This window comes from Rhodococcus gannanensis (genome assembly GCF_042681175.1).
Lineage (GTDB): Bacteria > Actinomycetota > Actinomycetes > Mycobacteriales > Mycobacteriaceae > Rhodococcus_G > Rhodococcus_G gannanensis.
On sequence record NZ_JBHUFB010000010.1, the window covers coordinates 484,296 to 504,058 of the forward strand.

Consider the following 19,763-nt stretch of genomic DNA (forward strand, 5'->3'; position numbering starts at 1 on the left):
GTGAGGACGGTCAACGTGCACCTCCGTGCAGTGAGGCGGAGATCCGCGAGACGTGGTCGGTGAAGCGGGGGTCGTAGCGCAGTTCGGGTCCGCGGGGGTACGGGAAGTCGACGTCGATGACCTCGGCGATGCGTCCCGGCCGCGCGGTCATCACGACCACCCGGTTCGCGAGGAACACCGCCTCGGACACCGAGTGCGTGATGAACATCGCCGTGAACCGCTTCTCCGCGTAGAGCCGCTGTAGCTCGACCTGCATGTCGAGGCGCGTCATCTCGTCGAGAGCGCCGAACGGCTCGTCGAGAAGCAGTACGTCGGGTGCGAGGGCGAGCGAACGGGCAAGGGACGCACGCATCTTCATTCCACCCGAGAGCGCGCGCGGCAGCTGGTCGGCGAAATCGCCCAGGCCGACCGCGGCGATCGCGGCCTCGGCCCGTGCCCGCCGTTCACCCTTGGGCAGGTGCCCGAGCTCGGCGGTGAGCTCGACGTTGCGCCGGACCGTGCGCCAGGGCAGCAGGGTGGGCTCCTGGAAGATGAACCCGACGGATTCGGTGCCGACGGCGACGTTGCCCTCGGTGGGGGTGTCGAGGCCGGCCGCCATCCGCAGCAGCGTCGACTTGCCGCACCCCGACGGGCCCACCACCGCGACGAAGTCACCGCGGCCGACCTTCAGATCGATTCCGTCGAGTGCCGTTGTCCCCGTGGGGAATCGCTTGACAACGCCGTCGAACGACATCTCCGTGGACTTGGTCAGCGTGCGCGCATCCGCGTCGCGCATCGTGTTCGTTAGAGCCATTCCGACCTCCGGATAAGTTCCTACATGCAGAACCCCGTGAATTGATGAGTCAGATCATTGATTACATGTATGACGGCCGAATGACCGATTGTTTCGGTCCGATCAACAAATCGCCCAAGAGCTGGCCGAATCGACCTGACGACGCTCATTCGAGGTGTTAACCCAGACGAAACATCCGAGATATTGCATGTAATCACTCGTCGTGGATAGTTGTCGGCGTTGCACCGGTGACTCTCCCCGGCCGCACATCGACTCTCCCCCATGTCCTTTCCGGCGCGACAACGCGCAGAATCACGAGGAGCACAGTGACCACTTCACGCACCATTCGCATGCGGGCCGGCCTCTCGGTCCTCGCTCTCGCCTCGCTGACCATGACTGCGTGCTCCAGCAGCGACGCCGCGGAGACGACGGACGTCGCCCTCGAGCCCGCGGCCCAGGAACAGCAGCTCGCCGGAGCCTGCCCCGAGAACGTGAACGTGCAGCTGCAGTGGCAGCCGCAGTCCGACATGGGTGCACTGTTCGAGATGCTCGGGCCGGGCTACACCGTCGACACCGAGAACCGGTCGGTGACCGGGCCGCTGGTGGCGGGCGGCAAGGACACCGGTGTCGACATCACCCTCCGGGCAGGCGGCCCTGCGATCGGCTTCCAGTCGGTGACCTCGCAGCTGTACGTGGACGACGCGATCGACCTCGGCGTCGTGCACGGCGACCAGCTCATCGCCGCCGCAGGCAACCAGCGGGTCGTCGGAGTCACTCCCCTGCTCAAGTACAGCCCGGCGATCCTGATGTGGGATCCGGCCAGCCACCCCGACTGGAAGTCCATCGGCGACATCGGGAAGACCGACGCGACCGTCGTCGTCTCCAAGGAGCAGATCTTCCCGCAGTGGCTCGTCGCGAAGGGCATGCTCAAGTCCTCCCAGCTGGACACCACCTACGACGGTGCACCGTCCCGCTTCGTCGGTGATCCCACCATCGCGCAGCAGGGCTTCGCGAACTCCGAGCCGTACTCCTACCAGGAGGACACCCCGGCCTGGAACAAGCCGATCGAGTACCAGCTCGTCAAGGACGCCGGGTTCGACATCTACGCCTCGAACATCGTCGTCCGTGCCGACAAGGTGGACGCGATGTCGTCCTGCCTGGAGAAGCTGGTGCCGATCATCCAGCAGTCGAGCGCCGACTTCGTCACCTCCCCCGACGCGGCGAACGAGAAGATCGTCGACGTCATCGCCCAGGACGTCGCGTACTCGCCGTACAGCGCCGGTGAGGCAGCGGCAGGCGCGGAACTGCTCGCCGCGGACGGCCTGATCGCGAACGAGGCGGACGGTTCGGTCGGCACCTACGACCAGGCCCGCGCCCAGCACAACATCGACGACCTCGTGCCGGTCCTCACCGCGGGCGGCGCGAACCTGCCCGCCGGCCTGACCGCCGAGCAGCTCTTCACGAACCGGTTCACCGACGCCACCATCGGCATCGAGTGACGACCGCGACTCACCCCGATCGACAGGACCACCCATGAACCACACCATGACCGAACTGCAGCGCGAGTCCCGGATGGGCGCGCTCGGCACCGTCACCACCGACCGCGAGGTCCGCCGAATCGACCTGTCCGACTTCGACAACCGGCGCGACCAGATCACCGAGGAACTGTGGGCAGCCGCCACCGACATCGGCTTCTTCCAGGTCGTCGGGCACGGCATCGACCTCGACGAGGTGCGGAGCGCCTTCGCCGCCGCCGAGGCGTACTTCGCGCTGCCGGAGTCCGTCAAGGGAGAGGCACCGCTCAAGAAGGGCCTCAACTCCGGATGGGAGTCGATGACCCAGGTGCGACCGTCGATCGGCACTCCCGACCAGAAGGAGTCGTTCCAGCTCACCCGCCCGCACATGGACGGACTGTGGCCCGGCGAGGAGAACCTGCCCGGCTTCCGCCGGACCGTCCTCGACTTCGAGCGGCGCTGCTGGGAGCTGGCGATGAAGCTGCTGTCCTGCTTCGCGGACCACCTCGGCTTCGACCGGGATTTCTTCACCCGCGCACACGATCCCGAGACAGTCAGCTACCAGAGCACGCTGCGCCTGCTGCACTACTTCGCCCTGCCCGAGGACGCACCGCTCTCCCCCGACGTCTGGCGCGCCGGCGCCCACACCGACTTCGACTGCCTGACGCTGCTGTTCCAGCGCAACGGGCAGGGCGGCCTGCAGGTGTGCCCCGGTCGCGAGATGGACGGCGAGGCATGGACCCCGATCGAGCCGTCCGACGAGGCGATCACCTGCAACATCGGCGACATGCTCATGCGCTGGAGCGACGACCTCCTGCCGTCGAACTTCCACCGCGTGAAGTCACCCGGGCCGGACGACCACCGTGGCGCCCGCTACAGCCTCGCGTTCTTCGCCCAGGCCAACCGGGACGTCCTGATCGAGAGCCCGCAGGGCAAGTACCCGCCGATCACCGCCGAGGACTACCTGCGTCAGCGCGTCGAGGCGAACTACTCGGCGTCGAAGGCGAAGGCACAGCCGGCGCAGGCGGCGGGATGACCGCCCTGCTGCGCTGGGCACGCCACCAGATCGGTGTGTTCGCCGCCGATGCCCGCGCCGTCCACACAGTCCTGCCCTACAACCCCAGCTGCTGATCCGCTCCACGCCACAGCAGTCCGCAACACCCGAACACCCGGAGGAACGACCATGACCGACACCACCCCCCAGACCACCACCGCGATCACCGACGTGTCGGTGTTCTCCGGGGGGCGGTGGCTGACCGGCCGTGACGTGCTCGTCGAGGACGGTCACGTCACGGCCATCGGCGCTCACGGCGAGGTCGAACTGCCTGCGGCCGGCCGGATCGACGGATCGGGCGCCCACCTGATCCCGGGTTTCGTCAACACCCACACCCACCTGCAGCAGTCGCTGATGCGGGGCATCGCCGAAGGTGTTCCGCTCCTCGAATGGCTGCTGCAGGTGGGCGAGGAATCGGTGGCCATCACGCCGGAGCGGGCGTACGCCGCGACCGTCGCCGCATCGCTCGAGGCGCTGCGCAGCGGCACCACGGCACTGGTCGAGCACATGTGGCCGCACCCGTCCACCGAGGTCCACGAGGCGGTGCTGCGGGGACTGCGGGACACCGGGATTCGCGCGGTGCTCGGTCGTGGCGTCGCCGATCGCGGTGACGCCTCCCGAAGGTGGGGCTTCGAGCCGCGGCTCATGCAGCCGCTCACCGACGTCCTCGACCACACGGAGCAGCTGGCGAAGGATGCCGCGGGGTCCACCGTCACCGTCGGATTGGCGGTCCCGAACCCGCGTTCCGTCACGCCCGAGGGCATGGCCGCGATCCGGAACTTCGCCACGGCCCGGCACATGACGGTCTCCATCCACCTCCTCGAAACCACCACCGACGACCTGATGTGCCGCGAGCACGCCGGCATGGGCGCGGTGGAGTACCTCGCCTCCCACGACTTCCTGTGGGACCGGATGATCGCGGTGCACTGCGTCGAGCTCGACGCCGAGGGCCGTCGTACCCTCGCAGACCGCGGTGTCGCCGTGTCGTACAACCCGATCTCGAACATGCGCCTGGGCAGCGGGATCGCCGCGGTGCCCGACCTGATCTCCGACGGCGTCTCCGTCGGTCTCGGTGTGGACGGCGCCGCCAGCAACGACACCCAGGACATGCTCGAGTCTCTCCGCACCGGTGCGTACGTGCAGCGGGCGGCCCGGCGCAAGGCCGACCTGTTCGGCTTCGAGCAGATGCTCGACATCGCCTCGGGTGGAGCCAATTCCGCGCTGGGCCTGCAGGCACGCTCCGGGGGCGTGCAGGTCGGCGACGTCGCGGACCTGACGCTGATCCGGTTCGACCGCGACTTCGCCACCCTGCCCGTCCGCGATCCGGGTGCCGCCATCCTCACCACCGGAACCAGCCGGATCGTCGACATGGTGATCGTCGGCGGTGACGTCGTGATCCGTGACGGCCACAGCACCCGCGTCGACGAGGCCGACCTGATCCGCACCCTGGCGGCGCTGTGAGGATCGACGAGTTCGACGCGCTCGACTCCCACGATGCCGAGGCCGCACTTCTTCGGGTCTGCGAATCCGGCGTGTGGGCGGGAGGTCTCGCCGCCTCCCGGCCACACGGCACCGTCGGCGCACTGCTCGACGCCGCCGACTCCGCGCTGACCGCGCTCCCGGACCCGGAGTTCGACGCCGCGCTCGCCGGACATCCCCGCATCGGGGAACGCACCGACCGCGCCCGGTCCCGTAGCGAGCAGGCGGGCGTCGCCGGCTCGGACGCGGTGACGCTCACCGAGCTCGCGACGCTCGGCGCCGAGTACGAACGCAGGCACGAGATGGTGTACCTCGTCTACGCGTCCGGGCGTTCCGGAACCGAACTGCTCGACGTGCTCCGCAACCGGATCGGCAACGACACCGAGACCGAACGCCGTACCGCCAGAGAAGAACTCGCCAAGATCAATCGAAACCGACTGCGGCAGATGTTTGCGCCCGAGGGGCGAGTCGCCAGACACGAGGGAACCGATACCATGACCGCCCAGATCACCCAGGCCGCCCCCACCCACCTCACCGGCGACATCGTGCTCGGCCCGCACCAGTACGGCAAGGCCGAGAACCGCGTGGTCCGCATCTATCGCGAGACCGACCGGCACGAGATCCGCGACGTCAGCGTCTCGACCTCCCTGCGTGGTGACTTCGCCGCCGCCCATCTGCAGGGCGACCAGTCGTCGGTGCTGCCGACCGACACGCAGAAGCAGACCGTGTACGCCTTCGCCAAGCAACGCGGCCTCGAGTCGATCGAGAGCTACGGGCTCGAGCTGGCCCGCCACTTCGTCGACGACGTGGAGCCGGTGCGCTGCGCCCGGATCGACGTCGAGGAGTACGCGTGGGCCCGCGCGCAGGTCAACGGCCGCGAACACGATCACACCTGGATCCGGCAGGGCCAGGAAGTCCGGACCGCAGCCGTCACGGTGGAGGGCACCGGCGACGAGCAGCGCACCTGGGTGACCGCCGGCCTCAAGGACTTCACGCTGCTCAAGTCCACCGGCTCCGCGTTCTCCGGATTCCTCGTCGACGAGTACACCACCCTCACCCCCACCGAGGACCGCATCCTGGCGACCACCCTGATCGCCGAATGGCGCTACACGACAACGGATGTCGACTGGGAGGCGACCTACCTCGGGGTTCGGGCGTTGTTCGTCGAACGCTTCGCCGAGGTCCACTCCCTGGCCCTGCAGCAGACGTTGTTCGAGATGGGCAAGGCGGCACTGGAGGCGTACCCGATGATCGCCGAGGTCCGGCTCGCCGCGCCCAACAAGCACCACTTCGACTACGACCTGAGCCCGTTCGGTCTGGACAACCCCAACGAGGTCTTCCACGCCGACGACCGCCCCTACGGGCTGATCCAGGCCACCGTGCAGCGCTCCGACGCCCCCGACGCCGGCCCGGCCTGGACCCGGGGTGCGGCATGACCGCCACGGTGAGCACGCATGTCCTCGACGCGGTCACCGGCACACCGGCCGCCGGTGTCGCGGTCGTGCTGACGGACGCCGACGGCACCCGGATCGCCGCGGGCAGCACGGACGCGGACGGGCGGATCGGGGCGATCACGCCGTCCCCGATCCCGCCGGGGCGCTACCGACTGGCGTTCGACACGGGCGCCTGGTTCGCCGCCCGCGGCCGCGACACCTTCTACCCGGAGGTGGTCGTCGCCTTCGACCATCTGGGCGGACACTGCCACGTACCGCTCCTGCTGTCGCCGTTCGCCTACTCGACCTACCGGGGCAGCTGATGGACACCCTCACCCTCGACGCCCACGTCCTGCACCGGATCGACGAGATTCTCGCCCCGGTCGACGCCGAGCTCACCGCCCGGTTCCCCGACCCGCGTATCGACGACCAGCCGGTGCACACCGTGTACGTCGGTGCGGCACAGGCGCATTCCGGGACGCCTACGGAGTGGGGAGCATCCGCACGGACCCTGCTCGCCTCGCACACCGAGCAGATCACCGGGCTGACGGACGCGCCGACGGTCGCCCGCGTCGACGAGATCCTGTCCCGGCGGCCGATCGCCGACCTGCGCGTCGACTTCGAGGACGGCTACGGCTGGCGCGCGGACGCCGTCGAGGACGAGGACGCCCGCCGCGCGGGCCGAACCCTGCGCGCCGTCACCGCTGCGGGCGACGCCGCTCCCGACTGGTGCGGGATCCGTCCGAAGGGCCTCGGCCTCACCGAGCGCCGGCGTGCGATCCGCACCCTCGAACTCGTCCTCGACGCGGCGGGCGGAGTGCCGCCGGGATTCGTGTTCACGGTGCCGAAGCTGCGCGCCGCGGAACAGGTGCCCGCCGTCGTCGCGCTGTGCGAGGAGATCGAACGCGCACACGGACTTCCGGAACACTCGTTGCGGTTCGAACTCCAGATCGAGAGTCCGCAGGCGGTGATCGGCGCCGACGGGACGGTTCAGGTGGCGCGGGCCGTGCACCTCGCCGACGGTCGCTGCACCGGACTGCACTACGGCACCTACGACTACAGCGCCGCCTGCGGGATCGCGCCGCGGCAGCAGTCGGCGGACCACCCGGTCGCCGACCACGCGAAGTCGGTGATGCTCGTCGCCGCCGCCCAGACCGGGGTCCGGGTCTCCGACGGTTCCACGCAGGTCGTGCCGGAGGGCACCGACGCGGAGATCCGAAACGCGCTGGCTCGGCACTTCCGCCTCGTCACCCGCGCCCTCGAACGCGGCTACCACCAGGGCTGGGACATGCATCCCGGACATCTGGTGACCCGCTGGGCGGCGGTCCTGCAGTTCCACCGCAGCGCACTCACTGCCGCCGCGCCGCGCATCCAGGCCTACCTGCAGCGACGCGGCGGGTCGGTGATCGACGAACCGGCCACCGCACAGGCCCTGGCCACCATCGTCCTGCGCGGACTGGGATGCGGCGCGTACACCGAGCCCGACGTCCTCGCCCTCGCCCCGGACTGCACGTCCGAGATCCTGCACGGCCTCGCCGACCGCACCCTGCCCGTCACCCACACCGATAGGTGAACCTCATGACCGCACCCGACTTCTGCACCCTTCCCGATCTCGCGCTGCGCAGCCTCGGCGGCGCCGTCGTCTGGGCGAACGACGAATCCTTCGCGGAGAAGGAGAACTTGATCCTCCCGGGTGACGCCGGGCACCGTCCCGCGACGTTCGGTCCTCGCGGCCAGGTCTACGACGGCTGGGAAACCCGGCGCCGGCGCGTCCCGGGCTCCGACGAGGCGATCGTGCGGCTCGGTGTGCCCGGCGTCGTCCGCGGCATCGTCGTCGACACGGCATGGTTCACCGGCAATCACCCCATCGAGATCACCGTGCACGCCACCGCCCAGGACGGCCACCCGTCACCCGAGGACCTCCTCAAGGCGGACTGGCATCTCATCGTCGACCGCAGCCCGGTCGCGGGTGACACCCGCACCCACTTCGCCGTGGACTCCGAAACCCGGTGGACGCACGTCAAACTCACCATCCATCCCGACGGCGGCGTCGCGCGCCTGCGGGTCCACGGGGAGGGCAGGCCCGACCTCGCACTGCTCGACACCCGGTCGCTGGATCTCGCGGCACTGGAGAACGGTGCACTGGTGACGGCCTGCTCGAACGGGTACTACGGCTCGCCGCAGAACCTGCTGTTCCCCGGTCCCGTCCGGACGATGGGCGAAGGCTGGGAGACCAGCCGGCGCCGCGACGACGGCAACGACTGGGTGGAGGTGCGGCTGGCAGGAAAAGGTCTGGTCCGTCTGATCGAACTCGACACCTCGTACTTCCTCGGCAACGCCCCCGGTTCCGCGAGTGTGCGAGGACGACGACCGGACGGCGAGTGGTACGACCTGCTGCCGCGCACCGAACTGCAGCCGGACAGCCGGCACCGGTTCCTCGTCGACGCACCGGAACCCGTCACCGACGTCCGGCTCGACATCCACCCTGACGGCGGCATGGCACGGCTACGCGTGCACGGCGCCCTCGTCGACGACGACGAGACCGCACGATGACCACGTACCCGCGGGATCTCGTCGGATACGGCCCGCACCCACCCGACCCACGGTGGCCCGGCGGTGCGCGCATCGCGGTGCAGTTCGTCCTCAACTACGAGGAGGGTGCCGAGAACTGCGTCCTGGACGGCGATCTCGCATCCGAGACGTTCCTGTCGGAGATGGTGCCCGCGCAGGCGTTCCCCGACCGGCACATGAGCATGGAGTCGCTGTACGAGTACGGCTCGCGGGCCGGCCTGTGGCGCCTGCTCCGGGTGTTCGAACGCCGCGGGCTGCCCCTCACCGTCTTCGGTGTGGCACGGGCACTGCAACGCAACCCGGAAGCGGTCGCCGCGTTCGGTGAACTCGGGCACGAGATCGCCTGCCACGGATTGCGCTGGATCTCGTACCAGAACGTCGACCGCGAGACCGAGCGCGCCCACCTCACCGAGGCGGTACGGATCCTGACCGACCTGACGGGCGCGGCGCCGCGCGGCTGGTACACCGGCCGCGACTCCCCGAACACCCGAGACCTCGTCGTCGAACACGGCGGCTTCGCCTACGACTCCGACTCGTACGCCGACGACCTGCCCTATTGGGTGCCGGTCGGCGACACCGCGCACCTGGTGGTGCCGTACTCGCTCGACACCAACGACATGCGGTTCTCGTCGCCGGCCGGATTCCCCAGCGGGGAACAGTTCTTCACGCACCTGCGTGACACCTTCGACGTCCTGTACGCGGAAGGGTCACGCGGCAGCGCGAAGATGATGTCGGTCGGGCTCCACTGCCGCCTGGCGGGACGTCCGGGACGCACCGCAGCGCTCGAGCGGTTCCTCGACCACATCCAGCGCCGGGACGACGTCTGGGTGACGCGCCGGATCGACATCGCGGAGCACTGGCGCTCCGTGCATCCCGCTCCCGCAACGCGAGAGGTATTGCACACCAGCGGTCGGTGATTACTCCGAGCGGGCTGTTGTCGCCGGCTCCACTCGAGTGTTGGTCCGACAACCGCCCGCTCGGTGATCACCGACCTGTGCGACCGTGCCGAGGAGTGGCTGAGCCGCTAGGCCAACGGAGCCGCGGACCAGCGGTCGGTGAGGACACCGAGCGCGCCCAGCGCGACGGCAGCGGCCGTCGAGGTCCGGAGCACGGTCGGGCCGAGCCGGACCGCGGACGCGCCTGCCTCGGTCAGCGCAGCGACCTCGTCGTCGGCGAGGCCGCCCTCGGGGCCGACGACGAGCGCGATCTCCGGCACCGTCCGCAGATCCAGCGCCGCGAGCTCCGCAGTCGCGGCCTCGTGCAGCACCAGAACCACACCGCCCGACGCCACGATCTCCCGCACCCGGGCGAGCACCCGCGCACTGCGGTGCAGATCGGCGACATGCGGAATATGTGCTCGCCGTGACTGTTTCGCCGCCGCGACCGCGACGGCCTGCCAGCGCGCCACACCCTTGACCGCCTTGGGGCCCTGCCACTTCGCGACGCAGCGGGAGGACTGCCAGGGCACGATCTCGTCGATGCCGGCCTCGGTGGCCAGCTCGACGGCGAGCTCGGACCGCTCCGCCTTCGGCAGGGCCTGCACGAGGGTCACTGCCGGACTCGCTGCGGGCAGCTCGTCGCGGGCGGTGACTGTCAGGTCCAGGCGGTCCTTGCCCACCTCGACCACCTCGGCGCGGGCGATACCGCCACGCCCGTCGGCGAGCACCAGGTGCTCACCGACACGGATGCGGCGCACCGTCGCGGCGTGCCTGCCCTCCTTGCCGTCGAGGACGGCAACCGCTCCGACAGCCGGAAGCGGGTCGAGGTAGAACAGGGTCGCAGCCATGACGGTCCCTCGTCAGCGTCCGCTGAACGCGTCGCGCAGTCGCGAGAACAGGCCGCCGCTCTGCTGAGTGCTGCTGCTGACGACCTCGGCGAGATCCCGATCGCGCAGGTCCTTGAGTTCCCGGAGGGCCGCGGTCTGCTTGGAGTCGAGCTTCGTCGGGACCACGACCTCGAGGTGGGCGTGTACGTCACCGCGGACGCCGGACCGCAGCTTCGGCATGCCGTGGCCGCGCAGCACCGCCACCGAACCCGGCTGCGTGCCCGCGTCGACGGTGACCTCGGTGGGGCCGTCGATGATCGTGTCCAGGGTGACGGTCGTGCCGAGCGCCGCGTCGACCATCGGCACCCGGATCGTGCAGTGCAGGTCGTCACCGTCGCGAACGAACACATCGTGCTGCTGCTCGATCACCTCGACGTACAGGTCGCCTGCCGGGCCGCCGCCGGGCCCGACCTCGCCCTGCGCGGACAGCCGGATCCGCATGCCGTTGCCGACACCGACCGGCACCTTGACCGCGATGTCGCGGCGCGCACGGACGCGGCCGTCGCCGCCGCACTTGTGGCACGGGTCGGGGATGGTCTCGCCCGCGCCGCGGCACGTCGGGCACGGACGCGAGGTCATCACCTGACCGAGGAAGGACCGCTGCACCGACTGCACCTCACCGGCACCCTGACAGGTCCCACAGGTGACGGGCTTGGAATCGCCGTTGGTTCCGGAGCCGGTGCACAGGTCGCACAGGATCGCGGTGTCCACGGTGATGTGCTTGGTGACACCGGTCGCGCATTCTTCCAGCGTCAGCTTCGTGCGCAGCAGCGAATCCGCGCCGGGCTGCACGCGACCGCGCGGACCACGCCGCTGAGTGCCGCCTGCCGCGCCGAAGAACGCCTCGAATACGTCGCCGAGGCCGCCCCCGAAGCCGGCACCGCCGAAGCCGCCCGCTCCGCCGCCACCCTGCTGCAGCGGATCACCGCCGAGGTCGACGATGCGACGCTTCTCCGGATCGGACAGCACCTCGTACGCGGTCGAGATGTCCTTGAAGCGGGCCTGCGCGGCCTCGTCGGGGTTGACGTCGGGGTGCAGCTCGCGGGCGAGCTTGCGGTACGCCCGCTTGATCTCCTGATCGGTCGCCTTCGGCGAAACACCCAGCAGTCCGTAATAGTCCCGTGCCACGTTACGTCTCTCGTCCTCGTTGTCTGTCCACTCGAAAAGAAGTTCATCACGTCGGAATTTCGGGTCCGACGACCACCCCACGCCCGGCGACGGGCGCGCGTCACCGCTCGGCCAACACCTCTCCGATGTACCGGGCAACGGCGGCGACCGACGCGATTGTTCCCGGGTAGTCCATGCGGGTGGGCCCGAGCACACCCATTCCACCGAAGACGGCGCCGCCCGCGCCGTACCCGGTGGTGATGACCGAGGTGCCGCGGATCTGCTCGACCTGCGTCTCCTCACCGATCCGTACGGTCACCGACCCCGGCGCACCGGTAGCGGCCAGCAGCTTGAGGACGACCACCTGCTCCTCGAGGGCTTCGAGCACCGAGCGCAACGAGCCCGGGAAGTCCGCCGCATTACGGGTCAGGTTCGCGGTGCCGCCGAGGACCAGTCGCTCCTCGGGGTGCTCGACGAGCGTCTCGATGAGCACCGTCGACGTGCGAACCACCGCGTCCCGCAACGACTCCGGAGCGCCCTCCGCCAACTCCGACACCGCCACCGACGCGTCCGCGAGCCGCTTGCCCTCCAACGCACCGCCGAGCAGCGCACGCAACCGCGACAGCTCGTCGTCACCGATCACGTCGCCGAGTTCGACGATCCGCTGGTCGACGCGACCGGAATCGGTGATCAGCACGAGCAGCAGTCGCGCCGGCGTCAGGGCCACCACTTCCAGGTGCCGCACCGACGACGCCGACAACGTCGGATACTGCACGACCGCGACCTGCCGGGTGAGCTGCGCCAGCAGTCGGGTGCCGCGACGCAGGACGTCGTCGAGGTCGACACCCGATTCGAGGAAGTCGAGGATGGCGCGCCGCTCGGCCGGGGAGAGCGGCTTCACCTCGGCGATCCGGTCGACGAACTCCCGGTAGCCCTTGTCCGTCGGCACCCGGCCCGAGCTGGTGTGCGGCTGGGTGATGTATCCCTCGGCCTCCAGCACCGCCATGTCGTTGCGGATCGTGGCGCTGGACACCCCGAGATTGTGGCGCTCGACGAGCGCCTTCGAGCCGATGGGCTCCTGGGTGGAGACGTAGTCGGCGACGATCGCGCGCAGGACCTCGAAGCGTCGTTCGTCGGTACTCGACATGCCGGCCACCTCCATAGCTGCTCGCCCCGAGCCACCGGGTCCCCCACATTGCCGTCGGGTGCCCCCGCATTCTAGTCGTCTCGTGACCCCTGCCCGTGCAGCCCTTACTGTGGTGGCGCTCGACCGCAGTCGGTGCCCACCGCACCGACCGAACCATCCGACGGGGTGCACAGATGATTTTCAAGGGTGTCCGGGACGGCAAGCCCTACCCGGACCACGGTCTCTCGATGCGCGACTGGTCCAAGATTCCGCCGCGCCAGGTCCGCCTCGACGAGATCGTCACGACCACCAAGGTCCTCGAACTGGACCGGTTGCTGTCCGAGGACTCCACGTTCTACGGCGATCTCTTCCCGCACGCGGTGCTGTGGCACGGCGTCATCTATCTCGAGGACGGCGTGCACCACGCCGTCCGGTCGGCGCTGCGCAACCGGGCCGTCCTGCATGCCCGGCTGTTCGACTACGACGCGCTCAACGGAACACAGGTTTAACGCTTCACCTGCGACAACGCCGATTCCAGGCGAATCGGCGCGGGCACACACCGAACGGGCGGTTGCCGGACCATCGGCCGAGTACCGATCCCGGAAACCACCGGTTCGGCGACTCAGCTCAGGATGTCGCGAATGACGCCGTCGGCGAGCAGGCGGCCGCGGTCGGTGAGCACGACCCGGTCGCCGTCGCGGCGCAGCAATCCCTCGTCGACGACCCGCTCGGCGGCCGCGACCTCGTCGGGTTGCAGGTCGGCGAGAGGCAGTCCGGTCCGCAGCCGCAGCACCAGCATCACTCGCTCCATGTGCCGGTCCTCGGCGGTCAGCGTCTCGCTGTCCGCGACCGGCAACGCGCCCGCCGCCAACTCGTCGGCGTAGCGGGCGGGGTGCTTGACGTTCCACCAACGCACGCCTCCGACGTGGCTGTGCGCGCCCGGTCCCGCACCCCACCAGTCTCCGCCGTCCCAGTAACCCAGGTTGTGGCGGCACTCCGCGCCGGGCTTCGACCAGTTCGATACCTCGTACCAGCCCATTCCGGCCTCCGCGAGCCGCGCGTCGATCCGCTCGTAACGCGCGGCGAGTACGTCGTCGTCGGGTGCGGGCAGCTCCCCGCGCCGCACCTTGCGAGCCAGCGCGGTGCCGTCCTCGACGATCAGCGAGTACGCCGAGACGTGATCGACCTCGGCGGAGAGCACCGCGTCGAGGGTGGCGTCGAGGTCCTCGTCGCGTTCGCCGGGGGTGCCGTAGATCATGTCGAGGTTCACGTGCCCGAAGCCCGCGGCACGGGCCTCCTTCGCCGCCGCGACGGCCCGGCCAGGGGTGTGGGTGCGGTCGAGAACGCGGAGCACGTGCTGCGCCGCGGACTGCATGCCCAGGGACACCCGGGTGTAGCCCGCACCGCGGATCGCCTCGAAGAACTCGGGCGACGTGGACTCGGGGTTCGACTCGGTGGTCACCTCGGCCCCGGCCGCGAGCCCGAAGCTCGACCGGACGGCGGCGAGCACGTTCGACAGTCCGTCACCACCGAGCAGCGACGGCGTTCCGCCGCCGACGAACACCGTCTCGGTAGCGGGCACGGTCCGACCGTCGCGTCCCAGCATCGCCGCGCCGGCGTCCAGTTCCCGGCGCAGACCCTCCAGCCACGACTGCGGCGACGCCGAGGTACCCAGCTCGCCTGCGGTGTAGGTGTTGAAGTCGCAGTACCCGCAGCGCGTGGCACAGAACGGGACGTGGATGTACACGCCGAACGGCCGGGTGCCGAGTCCGTCCAGTGCCGCGTCGGGCAGCGTGAAGACAGTGGCGGTGCGGTCGGTCACGCGAGTACTCACGGCTCCAGTGTCCCACCGAGCCGAAAGTGATCCATCCCACACCGGCCACTGGTCTGCGCATTTCCCCGCATTTCGGGGGAAATATCCGTGCAGGTGTCGGCATCGCGGATGTGATCTGGCACAATCGTCGGCGTGACCGGACTTGGGATTGTGCTCGTGGCTCGCCGCCATGTCGATCTCAAGCGTGTCTGTAGCTGTTGCTGTCTGTCCTGTTCTGCGTAGACGCATTCTCAGCAGCCCGCCAGTCCCGGCCGGTCTCGAATGTGGGCACGCGGGGACAGCCCTCCCCTCGACAGCCATGCCCTCCGTAGACCGGCGCCCATAAAGATCCATCCGGAAGAAGATCTTGGAGCGCCCCCTGATGTCGCAGACAGTCGACTCGTCACCTCCCGCGGCGGACGCCGCACCGCGTGCGCGCGCACCGCGCCCGGTCAAGCGCCGTTCCGAGGGCCAGTGGGCCCTCGGGTACCGCGAGCCGCTCAACGCGAACGAGCAGACCAAGAAGGACGACAACCCCCTCAACGTCCGCGCCCGCATCGAGAACATCTACTCGAAGCAGGGTTTCGACAGCATCGACAAGGCCGACCTGCGTGGCCGGATGCGCTGGTGGGGTCTCTACACCCAGCGTGAGCAGGGTTACGACGGCACCTACACCGGCGACGAGAACATCGACCTGCTCGAGGCCCGTTACTTCATGATGCGTGTCCGCTGCGACGCCGGCGCGCTGAACGTCGCGCAGCTGCGGACCATCGGCGAGCTCTCCACCGAGTTCGGCCGCGACACCGCGGACCTGTCGGACCGCGAGAACGTCCAGTACCACTGGATCGAGATCGAGAACGTCCCCGAGATCTGGAAGCGCCTCGAGGCCGTCGGCCTCAAGACCACCGAGGCGTGCGGCGACTGCCCGCGCGTCGTTCTCGGCTCGCCCCTCGCCGGTGAGTCGTTGGACGAGATCATCGACCCGACGCCCGCGATCGACGAGATCGTCCGCCGCTACATCGGCGACCCGCAGTACTCGAACCTGCCGCGCAAGTTCAAGTCCGCGATCTCCGGTCAGCAGGACGTCGTGCACGAGATCAACGACATCGCCTTCGTCGGCGTCAATCACCCCGAGCACGGCCCCGGCCTCGATCTCTGGGTCGGCGGCGGCCTGTCCACCAACCCGATGCTCGCGCAGCGGGTCGGCGTGTGGGTGCCGCTCGACGAGGTCCCCGACGTGTGGGAGGCGGTCGTCTCGATCTTCCGCGACTACGGCTACCGCCGCCTGCGCACCAAGGCCCGGCTGAAGTTCCTCGTCAAGGACTGGGGCATCGAGAAGTTCCGCGAGGTGCTCGAGACCGAGTACCTCAAGCGGAAGCTGATCGACGGCCCCGCGCCCGAGAAGCCCGCGCGCCCCATCGATCACATCGGTGTGCAGAAGCTCCGCAACGGCCTGAACGCGATCGGCTTCTCCCCCATCGCCGGCCGCGTGTCGGGCACCATCCTGCAGAAGGTTGCCGACGCCGTGGCCGCAGTCGGTTCCGACCGTGTCCGCTTCACGCCGTACCAGAAGCTGATCGTCCTCGACGTCCCGGACGACAAGGTCGAGTGGCTGATCGAGGAGCTGAAGCCGCTCGGCCTGCACGGCCGTCCGTCGCACTGGCGCCGAAACCTGCTCGCCTGCAGCGGTATCGAGTACTGCAAGCTGTCGTTCACCGAGACCCGCAAGCGGTCCCAGGTGCTCGCGCCGGAACTCGAGCAGCGGCTCGCGGACGTCAACGACGACCTCGACGTGCCGATCACGGTGAACATCAACGGCTGCCCCAACTCGTGCGGCCGGTCCCAGATCGCCGACATCGGCTTCAAGGGTCAGCTCGTCGACGACGGCGAGGGCAACCAGATCGAGGGCTTCCAGGTGCATCTCGGCGGCAGCCTCGGCCTCGACTCCGGGTTCGGTCGCAAGCTGCGTCAGCACAAGGTCACCAGCGAGGAACTGGGCGACTACATCGAGCGGGTGACCCGCCAGTTCGTCAAGCACCGCAACGAGGGTGAGCGGTTCGCCGAATGGGCAGTGCGGGCAGACGAGGAGGATCTGCGATGAGTTCGGGTCTCGACCTTTCCACCGTCACCGAGGCGGAGCTGCGCGAGATCGCGGCCCGCGGTGCAGCGGAGCTCGACGGCGCGTCGGCCGAGGAACTGCTGCGCTGGACCGAGGACACCTTCGGGTCGGCGAGCGGAGCGACGGGGAATCAGCGCAGCAACTACATCGTCGCGTCGAACATGCAGGACGGCGTGCTCGTCCACCTCGCCGCGCAGGTGCATCCCGGCGTCGACGTGTTGTTCCTCGACACCGGCTACCACTTCGCCGAGACCATCGGCACCCGCGACGCCGTCGAGGCCGTCTACGGCGTGAACGTGATCAACGCGAAGTCCGAGCACTCGGTCGCCGAACAGGACGCACTGCTCGGCAAGGACCTGTTCGCCCGCGATCCCGGCGAGTGCTGCCGCCTCCGGAAGGTGGTGCCGCTCAAGAAGTCCCTCGCCGGCTACAAGGCGTGGGTCACCGGTATCCGCCGCGTCGAGGCGCCCACCCGCGCCAACGCGCCCCTGATCTCGTTCGACGAGGCGTTCGGCCTGGTCAAGATCAACCCGATCGCAGCATGGTCGGACGAGGACATGCAGAACTACATCGACAAGCACGGCATTCTCGTCAATCCGCTTGTCGACGAGGGCTATCCGTCCATCGGGTGCGCACCGTGCACCTCCAAGCCAGCACCCGGCTCCGATCCGCGCAGCGGACGATGGGCCGGCAACTCCAAGACAGAATGCGGGTTGCACGCCTCATGACTGCTGAACTGACCGACATCCGTCCCGTCCTCGACGGCGCCGACTTCGACACGCTCGCCGCGCTCGAGAGCGAGGCCATTCACATCTTCCGTGAGGTCGCGGGCGAGTTCGAGCGGCCGGTGATCCTGTTCTCCGGAGGCAAGGACTCCACCGTCCTGCTGCACCTGGCGATCAAGGCGTTCTGGCCCGCGCCGATCCCGTTCGCACTGCTGCACGTCGACACCGGGCACAACCTGCCCGAGGTGCTCGCCTTCCGCGACCACGTCGTCGAAAAGTACAACCTGCGGCTGCACGTCGCCAACGTCGAGGACTACCTCGCCGACGGTCGGCTCACCGAGCGCCCGGACGGGGTCCGCAACCCGCTGCAGACGGTGCCGCTGCTCGACGCGATCGCCGAGCACCGCTTCGACGCCATCTTCGGCGGCGGCCGACGTGACGAGGAGCGCTCCCGCGCCAAGGAGCGCATCTTCTCGCTTCGTGACGCCTTCGGTCGCTGGGATCCGAAGAAGCAGCGTCCCGAACTGTGGAACCTGTACAACGGCAAGCACTCTCCCGGTGAGCAGGTGCGGGTGTTCCCGCTGAGCAACTTCACCGAGCTCGACATCTGGCGCTACATCGCCCGCGACAACATCGAGCTGGCCAGCATCTACTACGCCCACCAGCGCGAGGTGTACCAGCGCGACGGCATGTGGATGACGTCCGGCGTGTGGGGCGGCCCGCGCGAGGACGAGCAGGTGCAAACCCTGTCGGTGCGGTACCGCACCGTCGGCGACGGCTCCACCACCGGCGCCGTGCTGTCCGAGGCCGCCGACAACGACGCCATCCTGGCCGAGGTCGCGGCGTCCCGCCTCACCGAGCGCGGCGCGACCCGAGGCGACGACCGAGTTTCCGAAGCGGCCATGGAAGACCGCAAGCGAGAGGGCTACTTCTGATGAGTGATCTGCTGCGCCTGGCGACGGCCGGCAGCGTCGACGACGGCAAGTCCACCCTGGTGGGCCGGCTGCTGTACGACACCAAGTCCGTTCTCGCAGACCAGATCGACGCCGTCACCCGCGCGTCGGTCGACAAGGGTCTCGACACCCCCGACCTCTCGCTTCTCGTCGACGGCCTCCGTGCCGAGCGCGAGCAGGGCATCACCATCGACGTCGCGTACCGCTACTTCGCCACGCCGAAGCGCAGTTTCGTGCTCGCCGACACCCCCGGCCACGTGCAGTACACCCGCAACACGGTGTCCGGCGCGTCGACCGCGCAGCTGGTGATCCTGCTGGTCGATGCCCGCAAGGGTGTCATCTCGCAGACCCGCAAGCACGCCGCCGTGCTCGCCCTGCTCGGCGTGCCGAAGCTGGTTCTCGCGGTCAACAAGATCGACCTCGTCGAGGATCCCGCGACGGTGTTCGCGGACATCTCCCGCGAGTTCAACGCGCTCACCTCGTCGCTCGGCTGGGCGTCCGAGGACGTGTTGGAGATCCCCGTGTCGGCGCTGCACGGCGACAACGTCGCGGTGCGTTCCGAGAACACGCCGTACTACGACGGCCCGACGTTGATCGAGCACCTCGAGTCGGTGCCCGTGGACGCCGAACCGCACCGCGTCGGTCTGCGTTTCCCCGTGCAGTACGTGATTCGGCCGCGCACCGCCGAGTTCCCCGACTACCGCGGCTACGCCGGTCAGGTCGCCGCGGGCGAGGTCCGTCCCGGTGACGAGGTCGTCGTGCTGCCGTCCGGCATCCGCACCACCGTCACCCGGATCGACACCGCCGACGGCGAACTCGACTCCGCGCATGCGGGTCGCAGTGTCACGCTTCTGCTCGAGGACGACGTCGACATCTCCCGCGGCGACACCATCGCCTCCCCGCAGGACGCTCCGGAGCCGATCGGTGACTTCGAGGCGACCGTGTGCTGGCTGGCCGAGAAGCCGCTGCGTCCCGGTGCGCGCCTGCAGCTCAAGCACGGCACCCGCACCACGCAGGCGATCGTGGGCGCCATCGTCGAGCGCTTCGACGAGCAGGAGCTCACCACCGAGCAGAGCCCGGAAACCCTCGAGCTCAACGAGATCGGCAAGATCTCGGTGCGCGTCGCGGACCCGATCGTCGCGGACGACTACCGCGTCAACCGGCACACCGGCAGCTTCCTGCTGATCGACCCGGCCGGCGGCAACACTCTGGCAGCCGGCCTCGTCGGCGACGCCATTGCCGCCATCGAGCTGGGCCAGCCCGTCTAGTCTC

At 69.1% G+C, this 19,763-nt stretch carries 19 protein-coding genes and 1 pseudogene; 15 read left to right on the forward strand and 5 right to left on the reverse strand.

The window, feature by feature from the left end:
* Positions 1-10: 10 nt before the first annotated feature.
* Entirely contained in the window at positions 11-793 is a 783-nt protein-coding gene (locus ACFSJG_RS13290) for an ABC transporter ATP-binding protein (RefSeq protein WP_378485680.1), read from the reverse strand.
* A gap of 329 nt (positions 794-1,122) precedes the next feature.
* Here ACFSJG_RS13290 and ACFSJG_RS13295 point away from each other — a divergent pair, with 329 nt between their 5' ends.
* The 9 genes and pseudogenes from ACFSJG_RS13295 to puuE all read left to right on the forward strand — a co-directional run bounded on the left by ACFSJG_RS13295 (position 1,123) and on the right by puuE (position 9,740).
* Positions 1,123-2,271, forward strand: a complete 1,149-nt coding sequence (locus tag ACFSJG_RS13295) for a substrate-binding domain-containing protein (protein ID WP_378485976.1) — start codon at positions 1,123-1,125, stop codon at positions 2,269-2,271.
* Between the two features lie 34 nt (positions 2,272-2,305).
* The gene (locus ACFSJG_RS13300; RefSeq protein ID WP_378485681.1) at positions 2,306-3,322 is read left to right on the forward strand and encodes an isopenicillin N synthase family dioxygenase; all 1,017 of its coding nucleotides are present in this window, start codon (positions 2,306-2,308) and stop codon (positions 3,320-3,322) included.
* A 147-nt stretch (positions 3,323-3,469) separates the two neighbouring features.
* Complete coding sequence (locus ACFSJG_RS13305) at positions 3,470-4,801, forward strand: amidohydrolase family protein (protein ID WP_378485682.1); 1,332 nt, start codon at positions 3,470-3,472, stop codon at positions 4,799-4,801.
* Positions 4,798-5,250 (forward strand): annotated as a pseudogene (locus ACFSJG_RS13310) (2-oxo-4-hydroxy-4-carboxy-5-ureidoimidazoline decarboxylase); the annotation flags it as partial. The gene ACFSJG_RS13305 and the pseudogene ACFSJG_RS13310, both read left to right, overlap by 4 nt.
* A gap of 63 nt (positions 5,251-5,313) precedes the next feature.
* Complete coding sequence (pucL, locus tag ACFSJG_RS13315; RefSeq protein ID WP_378485977.1) at positions 5,314-6,255, forward strand: factor-independent urate hydroxylase; 942 nt, start codon at positions 5,314-5,316, stop codon at positions 6,253-6,255.
* Complete coding sequence (gene uraH, locus ACFSJG_RS13320) at positions 6,252-6,575, forward strand: hydroxyisourate hydrolase (RefSeq protein ID WP_378485683.1); 324 nt, start codon at positions 6,252-6,254, stop codon at positions 6,573-6,575. Before pucL ends, uraH begins: the two co-directional genes overlap by 4 nt.
* Positions 6,575-7,825 (forward strand): DUF6986 family protein, encoded by a 1,251-nt coding sequence (locus ACFSJG_RS13325; protein WP_378485684.1) that lies wholly within the window; start codon positions 6,575-6,577, stop codon positions 7,823-7,825. Before uraH ends, ACFSJG_RS13325 begins: the two co-directional genes overlap by 1 nt.
* 5 nt (positions 7,826-7,830) lie before the next feature.
* Positions 7,831-8,805 carry an allantoicase gene (alc, locus tag ACFSJG_RS13330; protein WP_378485685.1) on the forward strand — a complete coding sequence of 325 codons (975 nt, stop codon included), beginning with the start codon at positions 7,831-7,833 and terminating at the stop codon, positions 8,803-8,805.
* Positions 8,802-9,740: an allantoinase PuuE gene (puuE, locus tag ACFSJG_RS13335; RefSeq protein WP_378485686.1), complete on the forward strand. Its 939-nt coding sequence runs from the start codon at positions 8,802-8,804 to the stop codon at positions 9,738-9,740. Before alc ends, puuE begins: the two co-directional genes overlap by 4 nt.
* 107 nt (positions 9,741-9,847) lie before the next feature.
* Here puuE and ACFSJG_RS13340 read toward each other — a convergent pair whose 3' ends face one another.
* From ACFSJG_RS13340 to hrcA, 3 genes are all read right to left on the reverse strand, one after another.
* Positions 9,848-10,609 carry a 16S rRNA (uracil(1498)-N(3))-methyltransferase gene (locus tag ACFSJG_RS13340; RefSeq protein ID WP_378485687.1) on the reverse strand — a complete coding sequence of 254 codons (762 nt, stop codon included), beginning with the start codon at positions 10,607-10,609 and terminating at the stop codon, positions 9,848-9,850.
* 12 nt (positions 10,610-10,621) lie between these two features.
* The gene (gene dnaJ, locus ACFSJG_RS13345; RefSeq protein WP_378485688.1) at positions 10,622-11,776 is read right to left on the reverse strand and encodes a molecular chaperone DnaJ; all 1,155 of its coding nucleotides are present in this window, start codon (positions 11,774-11,776) and stop codon (positions 10,622-10,624) included.
* 100 nt (positions 11,777-11,876) lie between these two features.
* The gene (gene hrcA / locus ACFSJG_RS13350) at positions 11,877-12,902 is read right to left on the reverse strand and encodes a heat-inducible transcriptional repressor HrcA (protein WP_378485689.1); all 1,026 of its coding nucleotides are present in this window, start codon (positions 12,900-12,902) and stop codon (positions 11,877-11,879) included.
* A 173-nt stretch (positions 12,903-13,075) separates the two neighbouring features.
* Between hrcA and ACFSJG_RS13355 the strand changes: the two genes are divergently transcribed.
* Positions 13,076-13,390, forward strand: a complete 315-nt coding sequence (locus ACFSJG_RS13355) for a type II toxin-antitoxin system VapB family antitoxin (protein WP_378485690.1) — start codon at positions 13,076-13,078, stop codon at positions 13,388-13,390.
* A gap of 113 nt (positions 13,391-13,503) precedes the next feature.
* Here ACFSJG_RS13355 and hemW read toward each other — a convergent pair whose 3' ends face one another.
* Positions 13,504-14,715: a radical SAM family heme chaperone HemW gene (gene hemW / locus ACFSJG_RS13360; protein ID WP_378485691.1), complete on the reverse strand. Its 1,212-nt coding sequence runs from the start codon at positions 14,713-14,715 to the stop codon at positions 13,504-13,506.
* Between the two features lie 150 nt (positions 14,716-14,865).
* Here hemW and ACFSJG_RS13365 point away from each other — a divergent pair, with 150 nt between their 5' ends.
* From ACFSJG_RS13365 to ACFSJG_RS13385, 5 genes are all read left to right on the forward strand, one after another.
* The gene (locus ACFSJG_RS13365; RefSeq protein ID WP_378485978.1) at positions 14,866-14,937 is read left to right on the forward strand and encodes an Ms4527A family Cys-rich leader peptide; all 72 of its coding nucleotides are present in this window, start codon (positions 14,866-14,868) and stop codon (positions 14,935-14,937) included.
* Between the two features lie 139 nt (positions 14,938-15,076).
* Positions 15,077-16,795 carry a nitrite/sulfite reductase gene (locus tag ACFSJG_RS13370; protein ID WP_378485692.1) on the forward strand — a complete coding sequence of 573 codons (1,719 nt, stop codon included), beginning with the start codon at positions 15,077-15,079 and terminating at the stop codon, positions 16,793-16,795.
* Positions 16,792-17,541, forward strand: coding sequence for a phosphoadenylyl-sulfate reductase (locus tag ACFSJG_RS13375; protein ID WP_378485693.1), 750 nt, complete (start codon positions 16,792-16,794; stop codon positions 17,539-17,541). The genes ACFSJG_RS13370 and ACFSJG_RS13375 overlap by 4 nt, the downstream gene beginning before the upstream one ends.
* Positions 17,538-18,473, forward strand: a complete 936-nt coding sequence (gene cysD, locus ACFSJG_RS13380; RefSeq protein ID WP_378485694.1) for a sulfate adenylyltransferase subunit CysD — start codon at positions 17,538-17,540, stop codon at positions 18,471-18,473. Before ACFSJG_RS13375 ends, cysD begins: the two co-directional genes overlap by 4 nt.
* Positions 18,473-19,759, forward strand: a complete 1,287-nt coding sequence (locus ACFSJG_RS13385) for a sulfate adenylyltransferase subunit 1 (protein WP_378485695.1) — start codon at positions 18,473-18,475, stop codon at positions 19,757-19,759. The genes cysD and ACFSJG_RS13385 overlap by 1 nt, the downstream gene beginning before the upstream one ends.
* The last annotated feature ends 4 nt before the right edge of the window (positions 19,760-19,763 follow it).

Coding starts and splice junctions, on each gene's coding strand:
- ACFSJG_RS13385 (WP_378485695.1), top strand. CDS start 18,473: ATGAGTGATCTGCTGCGCCTGGCGACGGCCGGCAGCGTCGACGACGGC.
- ACFSJG_RS13300 (WP_378485681.1), top strand. CDS start 2,306: ATGAACCACACCATGACCGAACTGCAGCGCGAGTCCCGGATGGGCGCG.
- ACFSJG_RS13355 (WP_378485690.1), top strand. CDS start 13,076: ATGATTTTCAAGGGTGTCCGGGACGGCAAGCCCTACCCGGACCACGGT.
- pucL (WP_378485977.1), top strand. CDS start 5,314: ATGACCGCCCAGATCACCCAGGCCGCCCCCACCCACCTCACCGGCGAC.
- alc (WP_378485685.1), top strand. CDS start 7,831: ATGACCGCACCCGACTTCTGCACCCTTCCCGATCTCGCGCTGCGCAGC.
- ACFSJG_RS13340 (WP_378485687.1), bottom strand. CDS start 10,609: ATGGCTGCGACCCTGTTCTACCTCGACCCGCTTCCGGCTGTCGGAGCG.
- ACFSJG_RS13370 (WP_378485692.1), top strand. CDS start 15,077: ATGTCGCAGACAGTCGACTCGTCACCTCCCGCGGCGGACGCCGCACCG.
- uraH (WP_378485683.1), top strand. CDS start 6,252: ATGACCGCCACGGTGAGCACGCATGTCCTCGACGCGGTCACCGGCACA.
- ACFSJG_RS13305 (WP_378485682.1), top strand. CDS start 3,470: ATGACCGACACCACCCCCCAGACCACCACCGCGATCACCGACGTGTCG.
- puuE (WP_378485686.1), top strand. CDS start 8,802: ATGACCACGTACCCGCGGGATCTCGTCGGATACGGCCCGCACCCACCC.
- hrcA (WP_378485689.1), bottom strand. CDS start 12,902: ATGTCGAGTACCGACGAACGACGCTTCGAGGTCCTGCGCGCGATCGTC.
- ACFSJG_RS13375 (WP_378485693.1), top strand. CDS start 16,792: ATGAGTTCGGGTCTCGACCTTTCCACCGTCACCGAGGCGGAGCTGCGC.
- ACFSJG_RS13325 (WP_378485684.1), top strand. CDS start 6,575: ATGGACACCCTCACCCTCGACGCCCACGTCCTGCACCGGATCGACGAG.
- ACFSJG_RS13295 (WP_378485976.1), top strand. CDS start 1,123: ATGCGGGCCGGCCTCTCGGTCCTCGCTCTCGCCTCGCTGACCATGACT.
- cysD (WP_378485694.1), top strand. CDS start 17,538: ATGACTGCTGAACTGACCGACATCCGTCCCGTCCTCGACGGCGCCGAC.
- ACFSJG_RS13290 (WP_378485680.1), bottom strand. CDS start 793: ATGGCTCTAACGAACACGATGCGCGACGCGGATGCGCGCACGCTGACC.